Genomic DNA, 16,123 nt, shown 5'->3' on the forward strand with positions numbered 1-16,123 from the left:
GCGGGTTTCCGCCGAATTCCGCCGTCCGAGAGGCAACCTGCACTCCTCCTGCCCGGTCTGGTCGCCGCTCGCGTTCTCCACCCGGAGCGGCCGGCGCAGGACTCCGAGTCGGATCGGGCGGTCAGGATGGGGGCATGACCTTCCGCTACGACTTCGCGCCGACACCGTTCGGCGATGCTCTCGCGGTGTTCTCCGACGAGGGCATCGTGCGCTTCGACCTCTCCGAATCCGAAGACCCGCGCGTGCCCTGGCTGCTCGAAGGCGTCTCCCGGCAGCTGAGCGCGGTGCCCGAGCCCGACCCCGGTGCCGCCGACGAGCTCGCACACCTGCTCGCCGAGTACTTCGACGGCGAACCGGTGCGCTTCGAGGAGCACATCCGGCTCGACTGGCGACTCGTCGACGGATTCGCCCTGACCGCGCTGCAGACGATCTGCGACATCGAGTGGGGAGAGACGATGAACTACGGAGAGGTCGCGGTGCTCGCCGGGCACCCCGGTGCGGCGCGCGCCGTGGGCACCGCGTGCCGCATCACCCCGTTCTCGATCATCGTGCCGGTGCATCGCGTCGTGCGCTCCGACGGGAGCGCTGGTCAGTACGGAGCGCACCCCGAACGCAAGCGGTTCCTGCTCGACCTCGAGGCGAGCGGAGCCGCCGGCCGCTGATCTCGTGGGCCCGGCGTGTAGGCCGCCGGGCCCACGCGCATCTCGACGTGAGTGATATCGTCGACGCTACGAAACGGGGAACTGCGTCGTCACCCCGGAAGTAGGTAGTCGTGTCCTCACCCGTCACCCGCGAATCCGAGGCGGATCTCATCGCCAATGCGGTGCGCGAGCTTGCCAGGCGCACGCGCTTCCCGGTCGCTTTCGGCGGCCTCATCGAAGAAGGCGTCGTGAGCGTCACCAGCATCGTCGGTGCGCGCACCCGATCGCTGGACGGTCTGCGCGTGCGGCCGGAACGTGGACTCGGCGGACGGGCGATGATGGAACTGCGCCCCAGGATGACGAGCGACTACGGGTCTTCGCAGCAGATCACGCACGACTACGACGTCTTCGTGCTGGGTGAGGGACTGCGCACTCTTCTCGCCCTTCCGATCGTCGTCCAGGGTCGTTCTCGCGGCGTGCTCTACGCAGGAGGCTGGGATGAGGAGCGGGTCGGCGGGGTGACCACCGCTCCCGCTATGCAGGTCGCGCAGTCCGTCGCCGACGAACTGCGCATCCGTGACGAGGTGCAGCGACGGATGCGGGAGGCGCCCCTCGGCGTCGACAGCGTGGCACCGGCGCACCGGGAGGAACTGCGTCAGAGCTTCGCAGAACTTCGCAGCATCGCCGCCTCTGTCGACGACGTCGATATCCGCGCGAGGATCGCGCGGATCGAACGCCGACTCATGACGCTCGCGGGAAGCACATCCGCGCCGGCGACAGGCCCCATCCCCACGGTCCGCCTCTCCCCCCGCGAGACCGATGTGCTCGCGTGCGCGGCGCTCGGTTCGACGAACGCGGAGATCGCCGCGCAGCTCGGCCTGCGCGAAGGCACGATCAAGGCGTACCTCGGAACCGCGATGTCGAAGCTCGATGCTTCCACGCGTCATGCGGCTGTCACCAGAGCGCGGCGTGCGGGACTTCTTCCCTGACCACAGGGAATTGATTTATTGCTTCGCGTGAATTCCATTGCGCTAATGATTGTTCCGACTTGTCGCATTTCGTCCTGACGGGTAAAGTCCCCGTATGGCAAGACGAATTGTGCATCAGCTGGTAGACGACATCGATGGCAGCGTCCTGGAGGTCGGCGAGGGCGAGACTGTACATTTCTCGCTCAACGGCGCCGCTTATGAGATCGACTTGAACTCCGCGCACGCCGATGAATTGCGCAAGGCCCTCGAGCCTTACGTGACTGCGGGGCGAAAGGCCGGCTCCTCGAGCGCTCCTCGCACCTCCGCGGCTCGGAAGCGGCCCGCGCGCAACCCCGAGGTCGCAGCCATCCGCGCCTGGGCGAACGAGAATGGGCACAAGCTCTCCGAGCGCGGTCGCATTCCCGCACAGGTCGTGGACGCATACAACGCCGCACACTGACCTCGGTCGCAATTAAGCAGCACTTCCGCCTGCACCGGCAGGCGGGTATTAAGCGCCTCCCTGCAACCAGGGTTCGTCGCGGAGCGTGATCTCTTCTGTCATATCCATGAGGAATCGGATCACGACTTCCCTTTCGGCAGGCGCGAGTCGGGCGGCAGAATAGAAGCGCTTCGCCTGCTGCCGTCCGACGGTTTCCATCGCGGCATGACGCGTCTGCGCGGTGATGTTGATCTGCAGCGCCCTGCGATCCGTCGGGTGCGGGGCACGCGTGATGTGCCCTCCCTGTTCCAGACGGTCGAGAAGCTTGGTCGTCGCCGCGGTCGAGACCCCCAGGTGATGCGCGATCCCTCCGGGCGTCGCCACCAGGTTCCGGTTCGCGCACACGATCAGGTAGTGCAGCGCGCGCATGTCGGTCTCGTTCAGGCGCATGTATCGACGCGATGCCTGGGAGAGCGTCTGCTCCGCCTCGCGCAGTCCGGCGAGCGCCTCCATGACCCTCGAGATCTGCTTGAGCTCCTCCGGCGAGACGCCGGTCCGGTCGATCAGGACACTGCGAGGATCGCTCGCCTCGACGTCGTAGATGGCCGAATGGGTCAACCCGTCCGGGGCCGCCCCGGATGACCGCGATCCTTCGCCTGCGACGGGGAGCGAATCCTGCGCGCCCGCGTGCGGGGTGGTGCCGGGCTCCGTGTCCATGCGATCATGTTACACACCAACAGTTTCATGCTAAGTTGACTACTCACCAAGTTAGCTAAATGGAGAAGCCTCAGAACAGGGAGATGCCATGGACGACGTGACCCTCCTCGCGGAAGACGGGACAGCCATCGGCACCCTTCCCAAGAGCGAAGTCCATACCCACGACACTCCCCTGCACCTCGCCTTCTCGTGCTACGTCCTCGACCGCGAAGGACGACTGCTGCTGACGCGCCGAGCACTCTCGAAGAAGACCTGGCCCGGCGTCTGGACGAACAGCTTCTGCGGGCATCCTCGGCCCGACGAGGCGATGTCCGATGCCGTGCGTCGACACGGCGCCGGCGAGCTCGGCCTGCAGCTCTCCGAGATCCGGATGATCCTCCCCGATTACCGCTACCGCGCGGTGGATGCCAGCGGAATCGTCGAGAACGAGATCTGCCCCGTGCACGTCGCGGTCTTCGACGGCGAACCCGCCGCCAACCCCGACGAGGTGTCCGAATGGACGTGGGTCGCCGTCGGTCCGCTCGTCGAGGCCGTCACGCATGCGCCCTTCGCCTTCAGTCCCTGGCTGGTCGAGCAGCTCCCGCTGCTGCGGCGGCTCGGCGAGGTGTGAGAGATGAGCACGACGACGACGGAAGAATCGCTGGGGACACGGATCGAGCAGGCCCTGCGACACCGCTTCTCCGAGCGGAGCGCCGCCGCCGCACGGTACGGGAGCGAGTTCGTCGGACTGTGGCAGGCGGCTGAGGAGCACGCTCTCGGCGGAAAGCTCATCCGCCCGCGTCTGCTCCTGGACCTCGCGCGTGCTTTGGCACCCGCCCCTCTGACCGCCGACGAGATGCGCTCCGCCATCGATGTCGCGGCCCATGTCGAGCTCCTCCACTTCGCCTTCCTCCTGCACGACGACGTCATCGACGGCGATCTGATGCGGCGGCGGCGCCCCAATCTGATCGGTGCGCTCGTCGCAGGACGCCCGGCGGGCCCGACCGAACCCGCCCTCCACTGGGCGCGCTCGAGCGCGATCCTCCTCGGAGACCTGCTGCTGTCGTCGGCGGTGCTGGGATTCGCGCGGGCGGGCGTCACGGACGAGACCCGCGAGCGTCTGCTCGGCCTGCTCGAGGAGACGATCTTCGAGACCGTCGCCGGTGAGCACGCCGATGTGGCACTCAGCGACGGCATCATCACCCCCGATCTGCGGACGATACTCTCCACGAGCGCGTACAAGACCTCGACGTACTCCTTCGTGCTCCCGCTGCGGGCGGCCGCGGTGCTCGTCGGCTCGTCGACCGCGGCAGAAGATCACCTCGCCGTGATCGGCCGGCACCTCGGACTCGCCTATCAGCTGCAGGACGATCTGCTCTCCGTGTTCGGCGACCCCGATGAGCACGGCAAGGACCCGTTCTCCGATCTGCGGGAGGGCAAGGAGACCGCGATCATCGCCTACGCGCGCATGACCAGCCAGTGGGACGGGATCGAGCTGCACTTCGGTAGAGCCGACCTCAGCCCCACGGACGGAGCAGCTGCCCGCGATCGGCTACGCGAATGCGGCTCGGAGAGCTTCGTGCGAGGCCTGGTGCGGGAGCACCTCGAGTCGGCGGACGCCGCACTGCGCGAGGCGGAGGCCGCCGGGCTGCTCCCGGCAGCGGCCGGGGATGCCATCCGCGCACTCGCGTCCCGAGTCGGAAGCCGCAGCCGATGACCGCGAACTCGGCCGGCCACAGGGACGACACCGCCCTTCGTCGCTTCAACCGCACGGCGGAGATCGCGACGACCGATGTGATCCGCACCTATTCGACGTCGTTCGGGCTCGCCACCCGTCTTCTCGGAAAGCGCCATCGCCAGCACGTGCGCAACATCTATGCCATGGTGCGCATCGCCGATGAGATCGTCGACGGCGTGGCCGCCGAGGCAGGGCTGGACGTCGCCGCGCAATCGGCCGCCCTCGATTCCTACATCGCCGAGACTCATCGATCGATGCGCAGCGGCTACAGCAGCGACCTGATCCTGCATGCGTTCGCGCGTACCGCACGGGAGTGCGGGATCGGCGAGGACCTGACACAGCCGTTCTTCGATTCGATGCGCGCGGACATCGAGGAGGACGCCGGCTTCGCCGCCTACGACATCGACGCCCATGCGGCGTACGTCTACGGCTCCGCCGAGGTCGTGGGTCTCATGTGTCTGCAGGTCTTCCTGCGCGGGGTCGAGCGCACGCCCGAAGAGCTCGAGACCCTGCGCCACGGTGCACGCCAGCTCGGTGCGGCGTTCCAGAACGTGAACTTCCTCCGAGACCTCGCAGACGACACCGACCGACTCCACCGCGGCTACCTCGGTGGGACCGCGCGTCTGACGGATGCCGATCGCGACGCATGGGTTGCGACCGTGTTCCGGCAGCTGTCCGACGCCCGCGACACGATCCCGCTGCTGCCGAAGGACGCCCGTGCGGCGGTGCGCAGCGCCCTGGCTCTGTTCGCCGCGCTCACCCGACGTGTGTCCCAGACACCTGCCGACGTCCTCTACCGACGCCGCGTGCGCGTTCCCGATCCGATCAAGGCCGCACTCGCCACCCGCGCCGTCCTCACCACCGCGATGGAGCGCGACCGATGAGCCGGGTCGTGGTCATCGGTGCAGGAGTCGCCGGTCTCGCGACAGCGGGCCTGCTCGCTCGGGACGGGCACGAGGTGGTCGTGCTCGAGAAGAACGACCGCGTCGGCGGACGCGCGGGGACGATCGAGCGCGACGGCTTCCGCTTCGACTCCGGCCCCTCGTGGTACCTCATGCCCGAGGTCTTCGACCACTTCTTCGCGATGATGGGCACCTCGACCGCGGAGCAGCTCGACCTCATCCGCCTCGACCCCGGCTACCGGGTGTTCCGCGCCCCGGACGCGACGGATGCCGACCGCTCCCCCGTGACGGTGCCCGCCGGACGCGAGCAGGTCACCCGGCTCTTCGAAGAACTGGAGCCCGGCTCCACAGCGGAGCTCGACTCCTACCTCGACTCCGCGCAGCATGCCGGAGCGATGGCGCAGAAGTACTTCCTCTACAACCCGTTCACCCGCATGCGCTCGCTCCTCACACCGGAGGTGCTCCGGGCGCTGCCTCGCCTCGCCACCCTGCTCGGAACGCGGCTGCAGTCCTTCGCTGCCCGACGCTTCACGCACCCCGTGGTGCGCCAGATCCTCGGCTACCCCGCGGTGTTCCTCGGAACCGACCCCCGAAGCGCGCCGGCGATGTACCACCTCATGAGCGCGCTCGATCTCGACCAGGGCGTCAGCTATCCGCAGGGCGGTTTCTGGCGTGTGATCGAGCGGATCGAAGCGCTGGCCCTCGACGCGGGGGTACGGATCATCACCGAGGCGAACGTCACCGGAATCCGCACGCAGGACGGCGCCGACGGCACCCGGGTGACGGGTGTCGGCTGGGTCGACGGCGCCGGTTCCTCGCACTTCGAGAGCGCCGATGTGGTGGTCTCCGCGGCCGACCTGCACCACACCGAGACCACTCTGCTCCCGCCCTCGCTGCAGACCTACCCCGAGTCGTGGTGGGCGCGACGCACCAGCGGACCGGGCGGCGTGCTCGTGATGCTCGGCGTGCGCGGCGCGCTCCCCGAGCTCCCGCACCACTCCCTGTTCTTCACCGACGACTGGGACGCGAACTTCGACGCGATCTTCGGGGCCTCCCCGACCGTGCCGGACCCGGCGTCGATCTACGTGTGCCGCCCCAGTGCCACGGACCCCGAGGTCGCGCCCGCCGATCACGAGAACCTGTTCGTGTTGATCCCGGTACCCGCGGACGTCGATCTCGGACACGGTGGACCCGACGGAGAGGGATCACCCGCGATCGAACGCGCAGCGGACGCGGCGATCGATCAGGTCGCGACCTGGGCCGGGATCCCCGATCTCCGCGACCGCATCGTGGTGCGCGAGACGAAGGGTCCCGCCGACTTCCGCGACGACTACCACTCCTGGCACGGCGGCATGCTGGGGCCCGCGCACATCCTCTCGCAGAGCGCGATGTTCCGTGCTCAGAACACGTCGAAGCGCGTGCAGGGTCTGTTCTACGCGGGTGCCACCACCGCGCCGGGTGTCGGTGTCCCGATGTGCCTGATCAGTGCGGAGATCGTCCTCAAGCGCATCCGCGGCGATCACTCCCCCGGTCCGCTCCCCGTCCCCCGCACCTCACCTGCGGGGACAGAGGCGTCCTGATGGGCGTGGTGTACCTGGCGGCCCTTCTCCTGTCGCTGGGCTGCATGCTGCTGCTGGACTGGCGATTTCGACTCTTCTTCTGGCGCGATGCGGTATCGGCTGCGGTGGTGACGGCCGTCGGTCTCGTCTTCTTCCTGATCTGGGATGTCGCCGGCATCGCCAACGGGATCTTCTTCCGGGGCGACGGCATGATCGCGACGGGATTGGTGCTCGCGCCGGAGCTGCCCCTCGAGGAACCGATCTTCCTGCTGTTCCTCGTGGTGTGCACCATGATCATCTACACCGGAGCAGAACGGGTGCTGACACGGCGCCGCAAGCAGGCGGAAGGCGGCGGGTCATGACCTATATCCAGCTCTCCGCGTGCTTCGTCGCCGTCGCCGTCCTCGGCGGCATCGGGCTCGCGTTCGCATCCCGCGGAAAGGGCCCGCGACCGCTCGCCGTCGTGCTGACCGTGATCGTGCTGTTCCTGCTCACCGCGGCCTTCGACACCGCGATGATCGCAAGCGGCCTCTTCCACTACGCGCAGGACCCGCTGCTCGGGGTGCACATCGGACTGGCTCCCATCGAGGACTTCGCGTACCCCCTGGCGGGCGCGCTGCTCCTTCCGGCCCTGTGGACGGCGATGCGCGCCCGGCGGCGAGTGCAGGATCGTCGAACGCTCGAACAGGAGGAACGACGATGAGCACTGCCGCAGCCCCGTCGAACAGCATCGGACGCGACATCGCCCAGATCGTGCTGTCGTCGCGTCCGATCAGCTGGATCAACACGGCCTTCCCGTTCGCCGCCGCGTATCTGCTCAGCACACGCGAGATCGATCTGACGCTGGTGATCGGCACGCTGTACTTCCTCATCCCCTACAACCTCGCGATGTACGGGATCAACGACGTCTTCGACTACGCCTCCGACCTCGCGAACCCCCGCAAAGGCGGGATCGAGGGGGCCCTCCTCGCACCCCGCATGCACCGGACGACGCTCTGGGCGGCGGCGGTGACGAACATCCCCTTCCTCGTCTACCTCGTGATCGTCGGGAATCCGGCGTCCTGGCTCTGGCTGGCGGTCAGCGTGTTCGCCGTGATCGCCTACTCCGCCCCCGTCCTGCGCTTCAAAGAGCGCCCGTTCCTCGATTCCATCACCTCGAGCACGCACTTCGTGAGTCCTGCCATCGTCGGCCTCGCCCTCGCCGGGGCGCCGGCGACCGCCGCGACGGTCATCACGCTCAGCGCCTTCTTCCTCTGGGGCATGGCCGCACACGCCTTCGGCGCCGTGCAGGACATCGGGCCCGATCGGGAGGCCGGGATCTCGTCGATCGCCACCGTCATCGGAGCGCGCGCGACCGTACGCCTGTCGCTCTCCCTGTGGGTGATCGCCGGCGCAGCCATGCTGCTGACGCCCTGGCCGGGCCCGCTCGCCGCGGCCCTGGCTCTGCCCTACGTCGTGAACGCGGCTCGGTGGTGGAACGTGACCGATGAGACCTCCGGCTCCACGAACCGCGCCTGGCGACGTTTCATCGCCCTGAACTACTTCGCCGGTTTCCTCGCCACGATGATCCTCATCCTCGCGTGGATCTCCTGACCCGCAGCACACCCGAAAGGAACCCGATGTCCCGCCGCGAACCGACGCCGACCCCGTCCACGAGGGAGCGTTCACGACGACACTCCTGGGTGCGCGTCTTCCTTCCCGTGGCCCTGATCCTCGTGTGGCTGGTGGGCGCATCGCTCGGCGGACCCCTGTTCGGCAAGGTCGACGAGGTCTCCTCCAACGAGCAGACCACCTACCTCCCCGAGTCCGCGGATGCGACCCAGGTGCAGAAGCTGCTGGGCGAGTTCAACGACAGCGACTCGATCCCGGCCATCGCCGTGTTCACCTCCGACGAGAAGCTCACTGCTGCCGAGCTCGACGCGATCTCCGGTGCCGTCGCGGACGCGCCGAAGGTCGAAGGCGTCGGCGAAGACGTCTCTCCCGCACTCCCCTCGGATGACGGCCGCGCGGTGCAGGCCTTCATCCCGATCGACTCCGACGCCGAGCTCGCGGACGCGACGAGCGCTCTCGGGGAAGAGCTGCGCGCTGCGGTCCCTGACGGGATCACGGTCTACATCACGGGACCCGCGGGGTTCAGTGCCGACCTGGTGGCAGGCTTCGCCGGTATCGACGGTCTACTCCTGGGCGTCGCGCTCCTCGCCGTGCTGGTCATCCTGGTGCTGGTTTATCGCTCGTTCCTCCTCCCGTTGGTCGTGCTGTCCACCAGCCTCTTCGCCCTCTGCGTCGCGCTGCTCGTGGTGTGGTGGCTCGCGAAGTTCGAGATCCTGCTGCTCAGCGGCCAGACGCAGGGAATCCTCTTCATCCTGGTGATCGGCGCTGCCACCGACTACGCCCTGCTGCTGGTCGCGCGCTTCCGAGAAGAGCTGCGCGTCTCACAGGACAAGGGCACCGCGATCATGGCGGCGTGGAAGGGCTCGGTCGAGCCGATCGTCGCATCGGGCGGCACGGTGATCGCAGGGCTCCTGTGCCTGCTGCTCAGCGATCTGAAATCCAACAGCACGCTCGGGCCGGTCGCGGCGATCGGCATCGTGTTCGCGATGCTCTCCGCCCTGACGCTGCTGCCGTCACTGCTGCTGCTCTTCGGACGCGCCGTCTTCTGGCCGCGACGCCCGCGCTTCGAGCCGGAGGTCGTCGCCGCAGAGCACGGCATGCGCACCACGGGTCTGTGGGCGCGACTCGCCGGCTTCATCAAGCGCCGTCCGCGCGTGATCTGGATCGTGACCACGCTCGTCCTGCTCGCGGGAGCGGCGGGAGTCACCCAGCTCGATGTGGACGGCGTGCCGCAGTCCGACCTGGTCCTCGGTGCATCGGAAGCGCGCGACGGCCAGGTGGCGCTCGGCGAGCACTTCCCCGGCGGATCCGGCAGTCCGGTCTACGTCGTCGTCGCCGAGGACCAACTGCAGGACGCCGCTGACATCCTGCTCGCGAACGACGGCGTCGACGCGGTCTCCGTGACCTCCGCCGACTCCCCGAGCGGCTCGGCCCCTGTGACCGCAGACGCGATCACGGCCGTGGGCCCTCCCGGAACGCCGGTCCCCGAGCCGACCACGGTGAAGGGCGACGTGCTCCTGCAGGGCACTCTGACCGATGCCGCGGACTCCGAGGCCGCAGCCTCCACGGTGCGCGAGCTTCGCGGCGAGCTCGACGGCGTGGATGCCCTGGTGGGAGGAGTCACGGCGACCTCGATCGACACCAACGACGCCTCGATCCACGACCGGAACCTCATCATTCCCGTCATCCTCGTGGTGATCATGTTCATCCTGATGCTGCTGTTGCGCTCGGTCCTCGCGCCCGTGCTGCTGATCCTCACCACGGTGCTGTCCTTCGGCACGGCGATGGGGGTGTCGGCGCTCGTCTTCAATGGCATCTTCGCCTTCCCCGGTGCCGATCCCGCAGTTCCTCTCTTCGGTTTCGTCTTCCTCGTCGCGCTCGGCATCGACTACAACATCTTCCTGATGACGCGAGTGCGCGAGGAGTCGAAGGCGCATGGGACGCGGGAGGGCATCCTGCGTGGTCTCTCGATCACCGGCGGCGTGATCACCTCGGCGGGTCTCGTGCTCGCCGCGACCTTCGCCGCGCTGTCGGTGATCCCGATCCTGTTCCTGGTGCAACTCGCCTTCATCGTCGCCTTCGGTGTGCTCCTGGACACCTTCGTCGTGCGTTCGCTGCTGGTCCCGGCGCTGACCTACGACATCGGCAAGGCGATCTGGTGGCCGTCGAAGCTGTGGCGGCGCGGGAAGGACTGAGACGTGGCGGCGTGCATCCGGTCGCTTAGACTGGATGCACGCCCACGTAGCTCAGGGGATAGAGCAGCCCTCTCCTAAAGGGCAGGTCGCAGGTTCGAATCCTGTCGCGGGCACGACGTCGAAGAGAAGAGGGGCCGCCCGAAAGGGTGGCCCCTCTTCGTCGTCTCAGGCCCTCGTCAGCGGGTCCGCGGCGTCAGGCGGCCAGAGCGAGGTACGGCTCCCATCGCGGGTCGCTGCGTTCGGTTCCGCGCACGGTCCAGGCGGTGCCGTGCGGCGGTCGAGGGGTGAAGCGCAGCTGCCAGCGCATCTCCTGCGGCGTGCGATCACTCTTGACGTTGTTGCAGCGCAGGCAGCACGCGACGAGGTTCTCCCAGGAGTCCGCTCCCCCGCGCGAGCGCGGCAGCACGTGATCGATCGTCGATGCCGCCTTCCCGCAGTATCCGCAGCGGTGGTTGTCGCGGCGGAGCACACCGCGCCGGGTGACGGGCACACGCCTGCTCGTCGGGACCCGCACGTAGCGGGCCAGGATGATGACCGCCGGGCGATCGTAGACGCCGCGCGTGCCCCAGACGGGGTCTTCCTCGACCCGTTCGATCACGGTCGCCTTGTCGTTCATCACCAGCACCAGGGCTCGTTTGAACGACACGATCGCCAGCGGCTCGTATCCGGCATTCAGGACCAGTGTGCGCATTCGTCATCCTCTCGATCCGCCGGGACGGCTTCCCGGCACTCTCGACTCACACGAGGTCGTGCAGGAGGCAGATCGATCGCGGGGACGAAAAAAGGCGCCGTCTAGAGACAGCGCCTTTCGCGCACGGCAACGCCGTGGCATCCCTGCGGGCTATGCAGAAGGACGTGACGACCGAGGGCATCCATGGTTCGGATGCTCGGTATTCGCTCCATCAGCCTCTCCCACCTGTACGACAACGGGATCAGGCTAACCCATCGCGCTGGGTGCAGGGCGAAACAGCGGGTGAATGGAGTGAGGCGTGTCCGGAAATCAGCCGGCGTTGACCGAGAGCCAGGACATGGGCTCCACGAGTCCGCCGTTGATCCAGACCTCGAAGTGGAGGTGGTTGGCGGTCGAGCGGCCGGTGCTGCCGACGTAGCCGATCAGCTGCCCGGCGGAGACCGTCTGCCCCACCTGCACCTGACGCGAGCCGTAGATCATGTGGCCGTAGGTGGTCTGCACACGCTGCCCACCGACGACACTGTCGAGCATCACGGCAACGCCGTAGCCGCCGATGCTCTCTGCGGAAGCACGGACGACGCCGGCGGCGGCCGCATAGATCGGCGTACCGGCCGGGGCGAGCATGTCGGCGCCGTTGTGCCCACCGCCCACCGTGCGGCTGACGTTCCACGAACCCATGGGAAGCGGATAGCGCACCTCACCGGAACCCGGCGAGGTGAGCGCGTAGCCCGCGGTGTTGAAGCGGGAGGAGGCGGTCCCTGCGGTGGAAGCAGCGGCGGCTGCACGTGCTGCGGCCGCCTCTTCCGCCTTCTTCTTCTCGATCTCCTCGGGGGTGGTCGCGCTGAAGGTGCCGCGAGCGAGCGGTGCCGCAGTGGCCTGCGAAGCGACGACGAGAGACTGCGCGTCGACGGCCGCGAGCTGCTGAACAGTCGTCGGCGCGGCTTCGCTCGGCTTCGTCGAGGCGAAGGCGGGCAGCGCGATCCCGGCGACCAGTGCACCGACGGCTCCGAAGATGGCGATGGATCGGAGCGGCTTGACGGCCTTGCGAGCACTCATGCGCGCACCGGATCGGCGGGCGGGTACTCGGTCTTCAGATGTCTTCTTCGCGGGCGGTTCGATGTCTGCGGCCAAAACTTGGTCCTCCTGGGCCCTCGCGCTGTTCGGGTCAGCGCTGGCTCGTCGGCACTCTGCTCTCGTGGCACGAATGTAGCTCGGGTACTTTGTGCGTTCCTGCCGTGAAGACGACGAGCCTGGAAGGCAATCTTCGCGGGTTCATCTCCAGCGGGCTTCTTCGCTGGCGACCTGTCCGAGGTTACCGGAAGATAACGATCATGTCACCCCGGGAATCTGACAATCACCGCAGAAGCCTCCGGCGCCCCGTCGCTGCTCTGGCGTCGGCCCCGGATTTCTCGCGGGATCAGGCCGGTTCGCCGACCAGGAAGATGTGCGATGCCAGCTCCACCGGGAGCTCGAGCCCCTCGTCTTTGCCGTCCATCTGGATGAGCACGTAGCCCTCGCTGAAGCGGAAGTCTCCGTGGGCGCCGGGAACGACACCCGCGTCGCGCAACTGCTCGAGCAGCTCGGGATCGACCTGAGCCGGCTCGGCGAGACGACGGACCGTGCCCTCGACGGGTGCACCCGCGGCGTTCAGACGCTGGACGAGTCCGATGACGCCCTCGTCGAAGGTGCGCGCGGGAACGTCTCCGAGCTGGTCGAGTCCGGGGATCGGATTGCCGTACGGCGACTCGGTGGGATGTCCGAGCAGCTCGACGAGGCGGCGTTCGACCTGCTCGCTCATTACGTGCTCCCAGCGGCAGGCCTCTTCATGCACGAACGCCCAGTCGAGTCCGATGACGTCGGACAGCAGACGCTCGGCGAGCCGATGCTTGCGCATGACGTTGACGGCCTTGTTGCGCCCCGCGTCTGTGAGCTCGAGAGTGCGATCCTCGGAGACGATGACGAGACCGTCGCGCTCCATGCGGCCGACGGTCTGCGACACGGTCGGACCGGAGTGGCCGAGACGTTCGGAGATGCGCGCGCGCAGCGGCACGATGTTCTCCTCCTCGAGTTCGAGGATGGTGCGGAGATACATCTCCGTGGTGTCGATCAGGTCGGTCATGTGCAGGCCCTCCGAGGTTCTTAGGCAAGCCTACATTCCTCGGCGGACATCGGACTCTCGAGCGGTCCTGCGACAGGTCGAGCGCCCCCTAGAATCGACCCATGGCGATCGAGATTCCCCGTGACCTCCTGCCCATCGACGGCCGCTTCGGCTGCGGTCCCTCGAAAGTGCGCCCTGCGCAGCTCGAGGCACTGGTCTCTTCGGGGTCGACGATCCTGGGGACATCGCATCGTCAGGCGCCGGTGAAGAACCTCGTCGGCAGCGTCCGCGAGCAGCTCGCCGCCCTGTTCCGCATTCCCGAGGGATACGAGATCATCCTCGGCAACGGCGGATCGACCGCGTTCTGGGACGCGGCAGCCTTCGGCCTCATCGAGCGCCGCAGCCAGAACCTCGTGTTCGGCGAGTTCGGCGGCAAGTTCGCCGCCTCCGCCGCCGCGCCTTGGCTCGAGGCACCCGACGTGCGCAAGGCCGAGCCCGGCTCGCTGACCGTCGCCGAGGTCGTGGAAGGCGTCGACGTGTACGCCTGGCCGCACAACGAGACCTCGACCGGCGTCGCCGCACCGATCCAGCGCATCGCCGTCGATGGCGCACTGACCGTCATCGACGCCACGAGCGCGGCGGGAGGTATCGACTTCGATGCCGCACAGGCCGACGTGTACTACTTCGCACCGCAGAAGAACCTCGGCTCCGACGGTGGCCTGTGGTTCGCCGCGGTCTCGCCGGCCGCGATCGAGCGCATCGATCGCATCGCCGCGTCGGGTCGCTACATCCCCGAGTTCCTGAGCCTGAAGAACGCGGTCGACAACTCGCGGCTCAACCAGACGTTGAACACCCCGGCACTGACGACCCTGCACCTGCTCGACAGCCAGCTGCGCTGGATCCTCGACAACGGCGGCCTCGCCTGGGCGGCGGCGCGCACCGCCGAGTCGTCTTCGGTTCTGTACGACTGGGCCGAGGCCTCCTCCGTCGCGACGCCGTTCGTCACGGAAGCCGCACACCGCTCGCCCGTGGTCGCCACGATCGACTTCGACGACAGCATCGATGCCGCGGCGATCGCGAAGACGCTCCGCGCGAACGGGATCGTCGACACGGAGCCCTATCGCAAGCTCGGGCGAAACCAGCTGCGCGTGGCCACGTTCGTCTCGATCGAGCCGGATGACGTGCGTCAGCTGACCCGATCGATCGAGTACGTGCTGGAGAACCTGGGCGCCTGAGCGCCTGGAGTCACTCCTCCTCGTCGACCTCGCCGGCGTCCTCATCGAGGGCGTCGGCGTCGTCGTCTTCCGACTCTTCGTCTTCGGCGGCGCCGTCGTCGAGTTCGTCGATGTCCACGCCGTCCAGATCGCCGGCGTGCAGGATGTCCGCTTCGCCGTCGTCGAGGTCGTCGTCATCGAGGTCGTCGTCGTCGAGACCATCGTCGGCCAACGCATCGTCGCCGATCGCCACGTCGCCGCCGGCAGCAGCGGCCGCCTCGGCGAGCTCGACCTGATGGGCGCGGTACTCGGCCAGCCTCTCGGCCCAGGGGACCCACTCCGGCGCGAGCAGCGCGCCGTCGCCGGGCAGGAGTTCGATCTCGAGGACCGTAGGCTCCTCGCCCTCGACGCGGGCGACGGTCACGGTCCAGAACCACCCCGGGTAGCCGGGGAGTCGGTTCTGGAAGCGCAGCGAGACCGAGCCGTCTTCCTCGGCGAGGTATCCGGCGGCGGGGCCGACCGTGGACGCCGGGGTGATCTCGGCCAGCGCGGCCAGCGCGAGGTCGTGGGCGGCGATGAGACGCGCGTCGGCGTCAGGCGTCGAGGTCATCAGCGACCTTGCGCAGGACGGCCGCGATCTTGCGGCCCTGTCCGGAAGAGGGGTAGCGCCCGCAGCGCAGATCCCCGCCGATGCCGTCGAGGAGCTTCACGAGATCCTCGACGATGATGGCCATATCGTCTGCAGGCTTGCGCTTGGCCTTCGAGAGGCTGGGCGGTGCCTCGAGCACACGCACGGACAGCGCCTGGAGTCCGCGCTTGCCGTCGGCGACGCCGAACTCCACGCGTGCACCGGCCTTCACCGCGGTGCCGGTGGGCATCGCGGAGGCGTGCAGGAAGACGTCCTGGCCGTCATCGCTGGCGATGAAGCCGAAACCCTTGTCTTCGTCGTAGAACCTGACCTTGCCGGTGGGCATGGGAGAACCTCGCTGAGATCGATATGCAGAACAGTGGACGCGCTCGTGCGCGTGCCCCCAGCCTACCGGTCGTGGCGCTCGCGCAGCCGAAGGCCTCAGTGCGAGTAGGCTGAGGCGGATGAGCACGCAGAATTCCGAACCGGAGGTTCCCATCCGCCGGCTGGATCGTATCCTGGCGTTCACCGCGCTCGGAATCGCCGCAGCGTCCGTGGTGTGCTTCTTCGCGATCATCATCGGCACCGCGCTCGGGATGGACCAGGCCGCGTTCGGCGAGGGCATCTGGCCCGTCGTCGCCGCGATCCCCTACTGGGGACTGCCGGTCGCCTTCCTCATGATCATCACGCTCCTGACCATGAGCTTCATCCGGAAGGGACGCGCGTCTTCGCGTTCCTGAGGA

Annotated in this window: 19 protein-coding genes and 1 tRNA gene; 14 read left to right on the forward strand and 6 right to left on the reverse strand. The window is 67.9% G+C overall.

The window, feature by feature from the left end; translation table 11 throughout:
- Positions 1 to 134: 134 nt before the first annotated feature.
- The 3 genes from ACP699_RS06680 (at position 135) to ACP699_RS06690 (ending at position 2,069) form a co-directional block, all read left to right on the forward strand.
- Entirely contained in the window at positions 135 to 662 is a 528-nt protein-coding gene (locus ACP699_RS06680; protein WP_426170169.1) for a methylated-DNA--[protein]-cysteine S-methyltransferase, read from the forward strand.
- A gap of 110 nt (positions 663 to 772) precedes the next feature.
- Complete coding sequence (locus ACP699_RS06685; protein ID WP_426170172.1) at positions 773 to 1,630, forward strand: LuxR C-terminal-related transcriptional regulator; 858 nt, start codon at positions 773 to 775, stop codon at positions 1,628 to 1,630.
- Between the two features lie 94 nt (positions 1,631 to 1,724).
- Positions 1,725 to 2,069, forward strand: a complete 345-nt coding sequence (locus ACP699_RS06690; protein WP_031205549.1) for a histone-like nucleoid-structuring protein Lsr2 — start codon at positions 1,725 to 1,727, stop codon at positions 2,067 to 2,069.
- A gap of 48 nt (positions 2,070 to 2,117) precedes the next feature.
- Here ACP699_RS06690 and ACP699_RS06695 read toward each other — a convergent pair whose 3' ends face one another.
- Positions 2,118 to 2,765, reverse strand: a complete 648-nt coding sequence (locus ACP699_RS06695; protein WP_081603847.1) for a MarR family winged helix-turn-helix transcriptional regulator — start codon at positions 2,763 to 2,765, stop codon at positions 2,118 to 2,120.
- Between the two features lie 88 nt (positions 2,766 to 2,853).
- On the opposite strand from ACP699_RS06695, the gene idi reads away from it, so the two are divergent.
- From idi to ACP699_RS06740, 9 genes are all read left to right on the forward strand, one after another.
- Positions 2,854 to 3,375 carry an isopentenyl-diphosphate Delta-isomerase gene (idi, locus tag ACP699_RS06700; protein ID WP_055865130.1) on the forward strand — a complete coding sequence of 174 codons (522 nt, stop codon included), beginning with the start codon at positions 2,854 to 2,856 and terminating at the stop codon, positions 3,373 to 3,375.
- A gap of 3 nt (positions 3,376 to 3,378) precedes the next feature.
- Positions 3,379 to 4,461: a polyprenyl synthetase family protein gene (locus ACP699_RS06705; RefSeq protein WP_426170177.1), complete on the forward strand. Its 1,083-nt coding sequence runs from the start codon at positions 3,379 to 3,381 to the stop codon at positions 4,459 to 4,461.
- The gene (locus ACP699_RS06710; protein WP_055865136.1) at positions 4,458 to 5,366 is read left to right on the forward strand and encodes a phytoene/squalene synthase family protein; all 909 of its coding nucleotides are present in this window, start codon (positions 4,458 to 4,460) and stop codon (positions 5,364 to 5,366) included. Before ACP699_RS06705 ends, ACP699_RS06710 begins: the two co-directional genes overlap by 4 nt.
- Complete coding sequence (gene crtI, locus ACP699_RS06715; protein WP_426170180.1) at positions 5,363 to 6,964, forward strand: phytoene desaturase family protein; 1,602 nt, start codon at positions 5,363 to 5,365, stop codon at positions 6,962 to 6,964. The genes ACP699_RS06710 and crtI overlap by 4 nt, the downstream gene beginning before the upstream one ends.
- Positions 6,964 to 7,305: a lycopene cyclase domain-containing protein gene (locus ACP699_RS06720; RefSeq protein ID WP_055873837.1), complete on the forward strand. Its 342-nt coding sequence runs from the start codon at positions 6,964 to 6,966 to the stop codon at positions 7,303 to 7,305. Before crtI ends, ACP699_RS06720 begins: the two co-directional genes overlap by 1 nt.
- A complete protein-coding gene (locus ACP699_RS06725) occupies positions 7,302 to 7,646 on the forward strand; it encodes a lycopene cyclase domain-containing protein (protein ID WP_055873840.1) in 345 nt (114 codons plus the stop codon). The genes ACP699_RS06720 and ACP699_RS06725 overlap by 4 nt, the downstream gene beginning before the upstream one ends.
- The gene (locus tag ACP699_RS06730) at positions 7,643 to 8,536 is read left to right on the forward strand and encodes a prenyltransferase (RefSeq protein ID WP_055865149.1); all 894 of its coding nucleotides are present in this window, start codon (positions 7,643 to 7,645) and stop codon (positions 8,534 to 8,536) included. The genes ACP699_RS06725 and ACP699_RS06730 overlap by 4 nt, the downstream gene beginning before the upstream one ends.
- 26 nt (positions 8,537 to 8,562) lie before the next feature.
- Complete coding sequence (locus tag ACP699_RS06735) at positions 8,563 to 10,749, forward strand: MMPL family transporter (RefSeq protein WP_426170184.1); 2,187 nt, start codon at positions 8,563 to 8,565, stop codon at positions 10,747 to 10,749.
- Between the two features lie 40 nt (positions 10,750 to 10,789).
- Positions 10,790 to 10,862, forward strand: a tRNA-Arg gene (locus tag ACP699_RS06740).
- 80 nt (positions 10,863 to 10,942) lie between these two features.
- Here ACP699_RS06740 and ACP699_RS06745 read toward each other — a convergent pair.
- The 3 genes from ACP699_RS06745 to ACP699_RS06755 form a co-directional block, all read right to left on the reverse strand.
- Positions 10,943 to 11,440: an HNH endonuclease gene (locus ACP699_RS06745; RefSeq protein ID WP_426170187.1), complete on the reverse strand. Its 498-nt coding sequence runs from the start codon at positions 11,438 to 11,440 to the stop codon at positions 10,943 to 10,945.
- 309 nt (positions 11,441 to 11,749) lie between these two features.
- A complete protein-coding gene (locus ACP699_RS06750) occupies positions 11,750 to 12,496 on the reverse strand; it encodes a M23 family metallopeptidase (RefSeq protein WP_055866793.1) in 747 nt (248 codons plus the stop codon).
- Positions 12,497 to 12,857: 361 nt separating this feature from the next.
- On the reverse strand, positions 12,858 to 13,559 hold the full coding sequence (locus tag ACP699_RS06755; RefSeq protein ID WP_055865154.1) for a metal-dependent transcriptional regulator: 702 nt from the start codon (positions 13,557 to 13,559) through the stop codon (positions 12,858 to 12,860).
- Between the two features lie 101 nt (positions 13,560 to 13,660).
- On the opposite strand from ACP699_RS06755, the gene serC reads away from it, so the two are divergent.
- Positions 13,661 to 14,773, forward strand: a complete 1,113-nt coding sequence (gene serC / locus ACP699_RS06760; protein ID WP_055865158.1) for a phosphoserine transaminase — start codon at positions 13,661 to 13,663, stop codon at positions 14,771 to 14,773.
- A gap of 10 nt (positions 14,774 to 14,783) precedes the next feature.
- Here the strand turns inward: serC and ACP699_RS06765 are convergent, their stop codons facing one another.
- Both ACP699_RS06765 and ACP699_RS06770 read right to left on the reverse strand, forming a co-directional pair.
- On the reverse strand, positions 14,784 to 15,362 hold the full coding sequence (locus tag ACP699_RS06765; RefSeq protein ID WP_055865161.1) for a DUF3027 domain-containing protein: 579 nt from the start codon (positions 15,360 to 15,362) through the stop codon (positions 14,784 to 14,786).
- Complete coding sequence (locus tag ACP699_RS06770) at positions 15,346 to 15,726, reverse strand: cold-shock protein (RefSeq protein ID WP_426170193.1); 381 nt, start codon at positions 15,724 to 15,726, stop codon at positions 15,346 to 15,348. The genes ACP699_RS06765 and ACP699_RS06770 overlap by 17 nt, the downstream gene beginning before the upstream one ends.
- Before the next feature lie 118 nt (positions 15,727 to 15,844).
- Here ACP699_RS06770 and ACP699_RS06775 point away from each other — a divergent pair, with 118 nt between their 5' ends.
- On the forward strand, positions 15,845 to 16,120 hold the full coding sequence (locus ACP699_RS06775) for a hypothetical protein (protein WP_017828922.1): 276 nt from the start codon (positions 15,845 to 15,847) through the stop codon (positions 16,118 to 16,120).
- Positions 16,121 to 16,123 lie beyond the last annotated feature (3 nt).

Origin of the sequence: Microbacterium sp. DWRC1-3 (assembly GCF_049896645.1) — a bacterium.
GTDB classification, from domain to species: Bacteria; Actinomycetota; Actinomycetes; order Actinomycetales; family Microbacteriaceae; genus Microbacterium; species Microbacterium maritypicum.

Bases quoted from the DNA above. Each gene is read 5' to 3' on its own strand.
- ACP699_RS06680 (WP_426170169.1), top strand. From the start codon at position 135: ATGACCTTCCGCTACGACTTCGCGCCGACACCGTTCGGCGATGCTCTC.
- ACP699_RS06690 (WP_031205549.1), top strand. From the start codon at position 1,725: ATGGCAAGACGAATTGTGCATCAGCTGGTAGACGACATCGATGGCAGC.
- ACP699_RS06695 (WP_081603847.1), bottom strand. From the start codon at position 2,765: ATGGACACGGAGCCCGGCACCACCCCGCACGCGGGCGCGCAGGATTCG.
- idi (WP_055865130.1), top strand. From the start codon at position 2,854: ATGGACGACGTGACCCTCCTCGCGGAAGACGGGACAGCCATCGGCACC.
- ACP699_RS06705 (WP_426170177.1), top strand. From the start codon at position 3,379: ATGAGCACGACGACGACGGAAGAATCGCTGGGGACACGGATCGAGCAG.
- ACP699_RS06710 (WP_055865136.1), top strand. From the start codon at position 4,458: ATGACCGCGAACTCGGCCGGCCACAGGGACGACACCGCCCTTCGTCGC.
- crtI (WP_426170180.1), top strand. From the start codon at position 5,363: ATGAGCCGGGTCGTGGTCATCGGTGCAGGAGTCGCCGGTCTCGCGACA.
- ACP699_RS06720 (WP_055873837.1), top strand. From the start codon at position 6,964: ATGGGCGTGGTGTACCTGGCGGCCCTTCTCCTGTCGCTGGGCTGCATG.
- ACP699_RS06725 (WP_055873840.1), top strand. From the start codon at position 7,302: ATGACCTATATCCAGCTCTCCGCGTGCTTCGTCGCCGTCGCCGTCCTC.
- ACP699_RS06730 (WP_055865149.1), top strand. From the start codon at position 7,643: ATGAGCACTGCCGCAGCCCCGTCGAACAGCATCGGACGCGACATCGCC.
- ACP699_RS06735 (WP_426170184.1), top strand. From the start codon at position 8,563: ATGTCCCGCCGCGAACCGACGCCGACCCCGTCCACGAGGGAGCGTTCA.
- ACP699_RS06745 (WP_426170187.1), bottom strand. From the start codon at position 11,440: ATGCGCACACTGGTCCTGAATGCCGGATACGAGCCGCTGGCGATCGTG.
- ACP699_RS06750 (WP_055866793.1), bottom strand. From the start codon at position 12,496: ATGAGTGCTCGCAAGGCCGTCAAGCCGCTCCGATCCATCGCCATCTTC.
- ACP699_RS06755 (WP_055865154.1), bottom strand. From the start codon at position 13,559: ATGACCGACCTGATCGACACCACGGAGATGTATCTCCGCACCATCCTC.
- serC (WP_055865158.1), top strand. From the start codon at position 13,661: ATGGCGATCGAGATTCCCCGTGACCTCCTGCCCATCGACGGCCGCTTC.
- ACP699_RS06765 (WP_055865161.1), bottom strand. From the start codon at position 15,362: ATGACCTCGACGCCTGACGCCGACGCGCGTCTCATCGCCGCCCACGAC.
- ACP699_RS06770 (WP_426170193.1), bottom strand. From the start codon at position 15,726: ATGCCCACCGGCAAGGTCAGGTTCTACGACGAAGACAAGGGTTTCGGC.
- ACP699_RS06775 (WP_017828922.1), top strand. From the start codon at position 15,845: ATGAGCACGCAGAATTCCGAACCGGAGGTTCCCATCCGCCGGCTGGAT.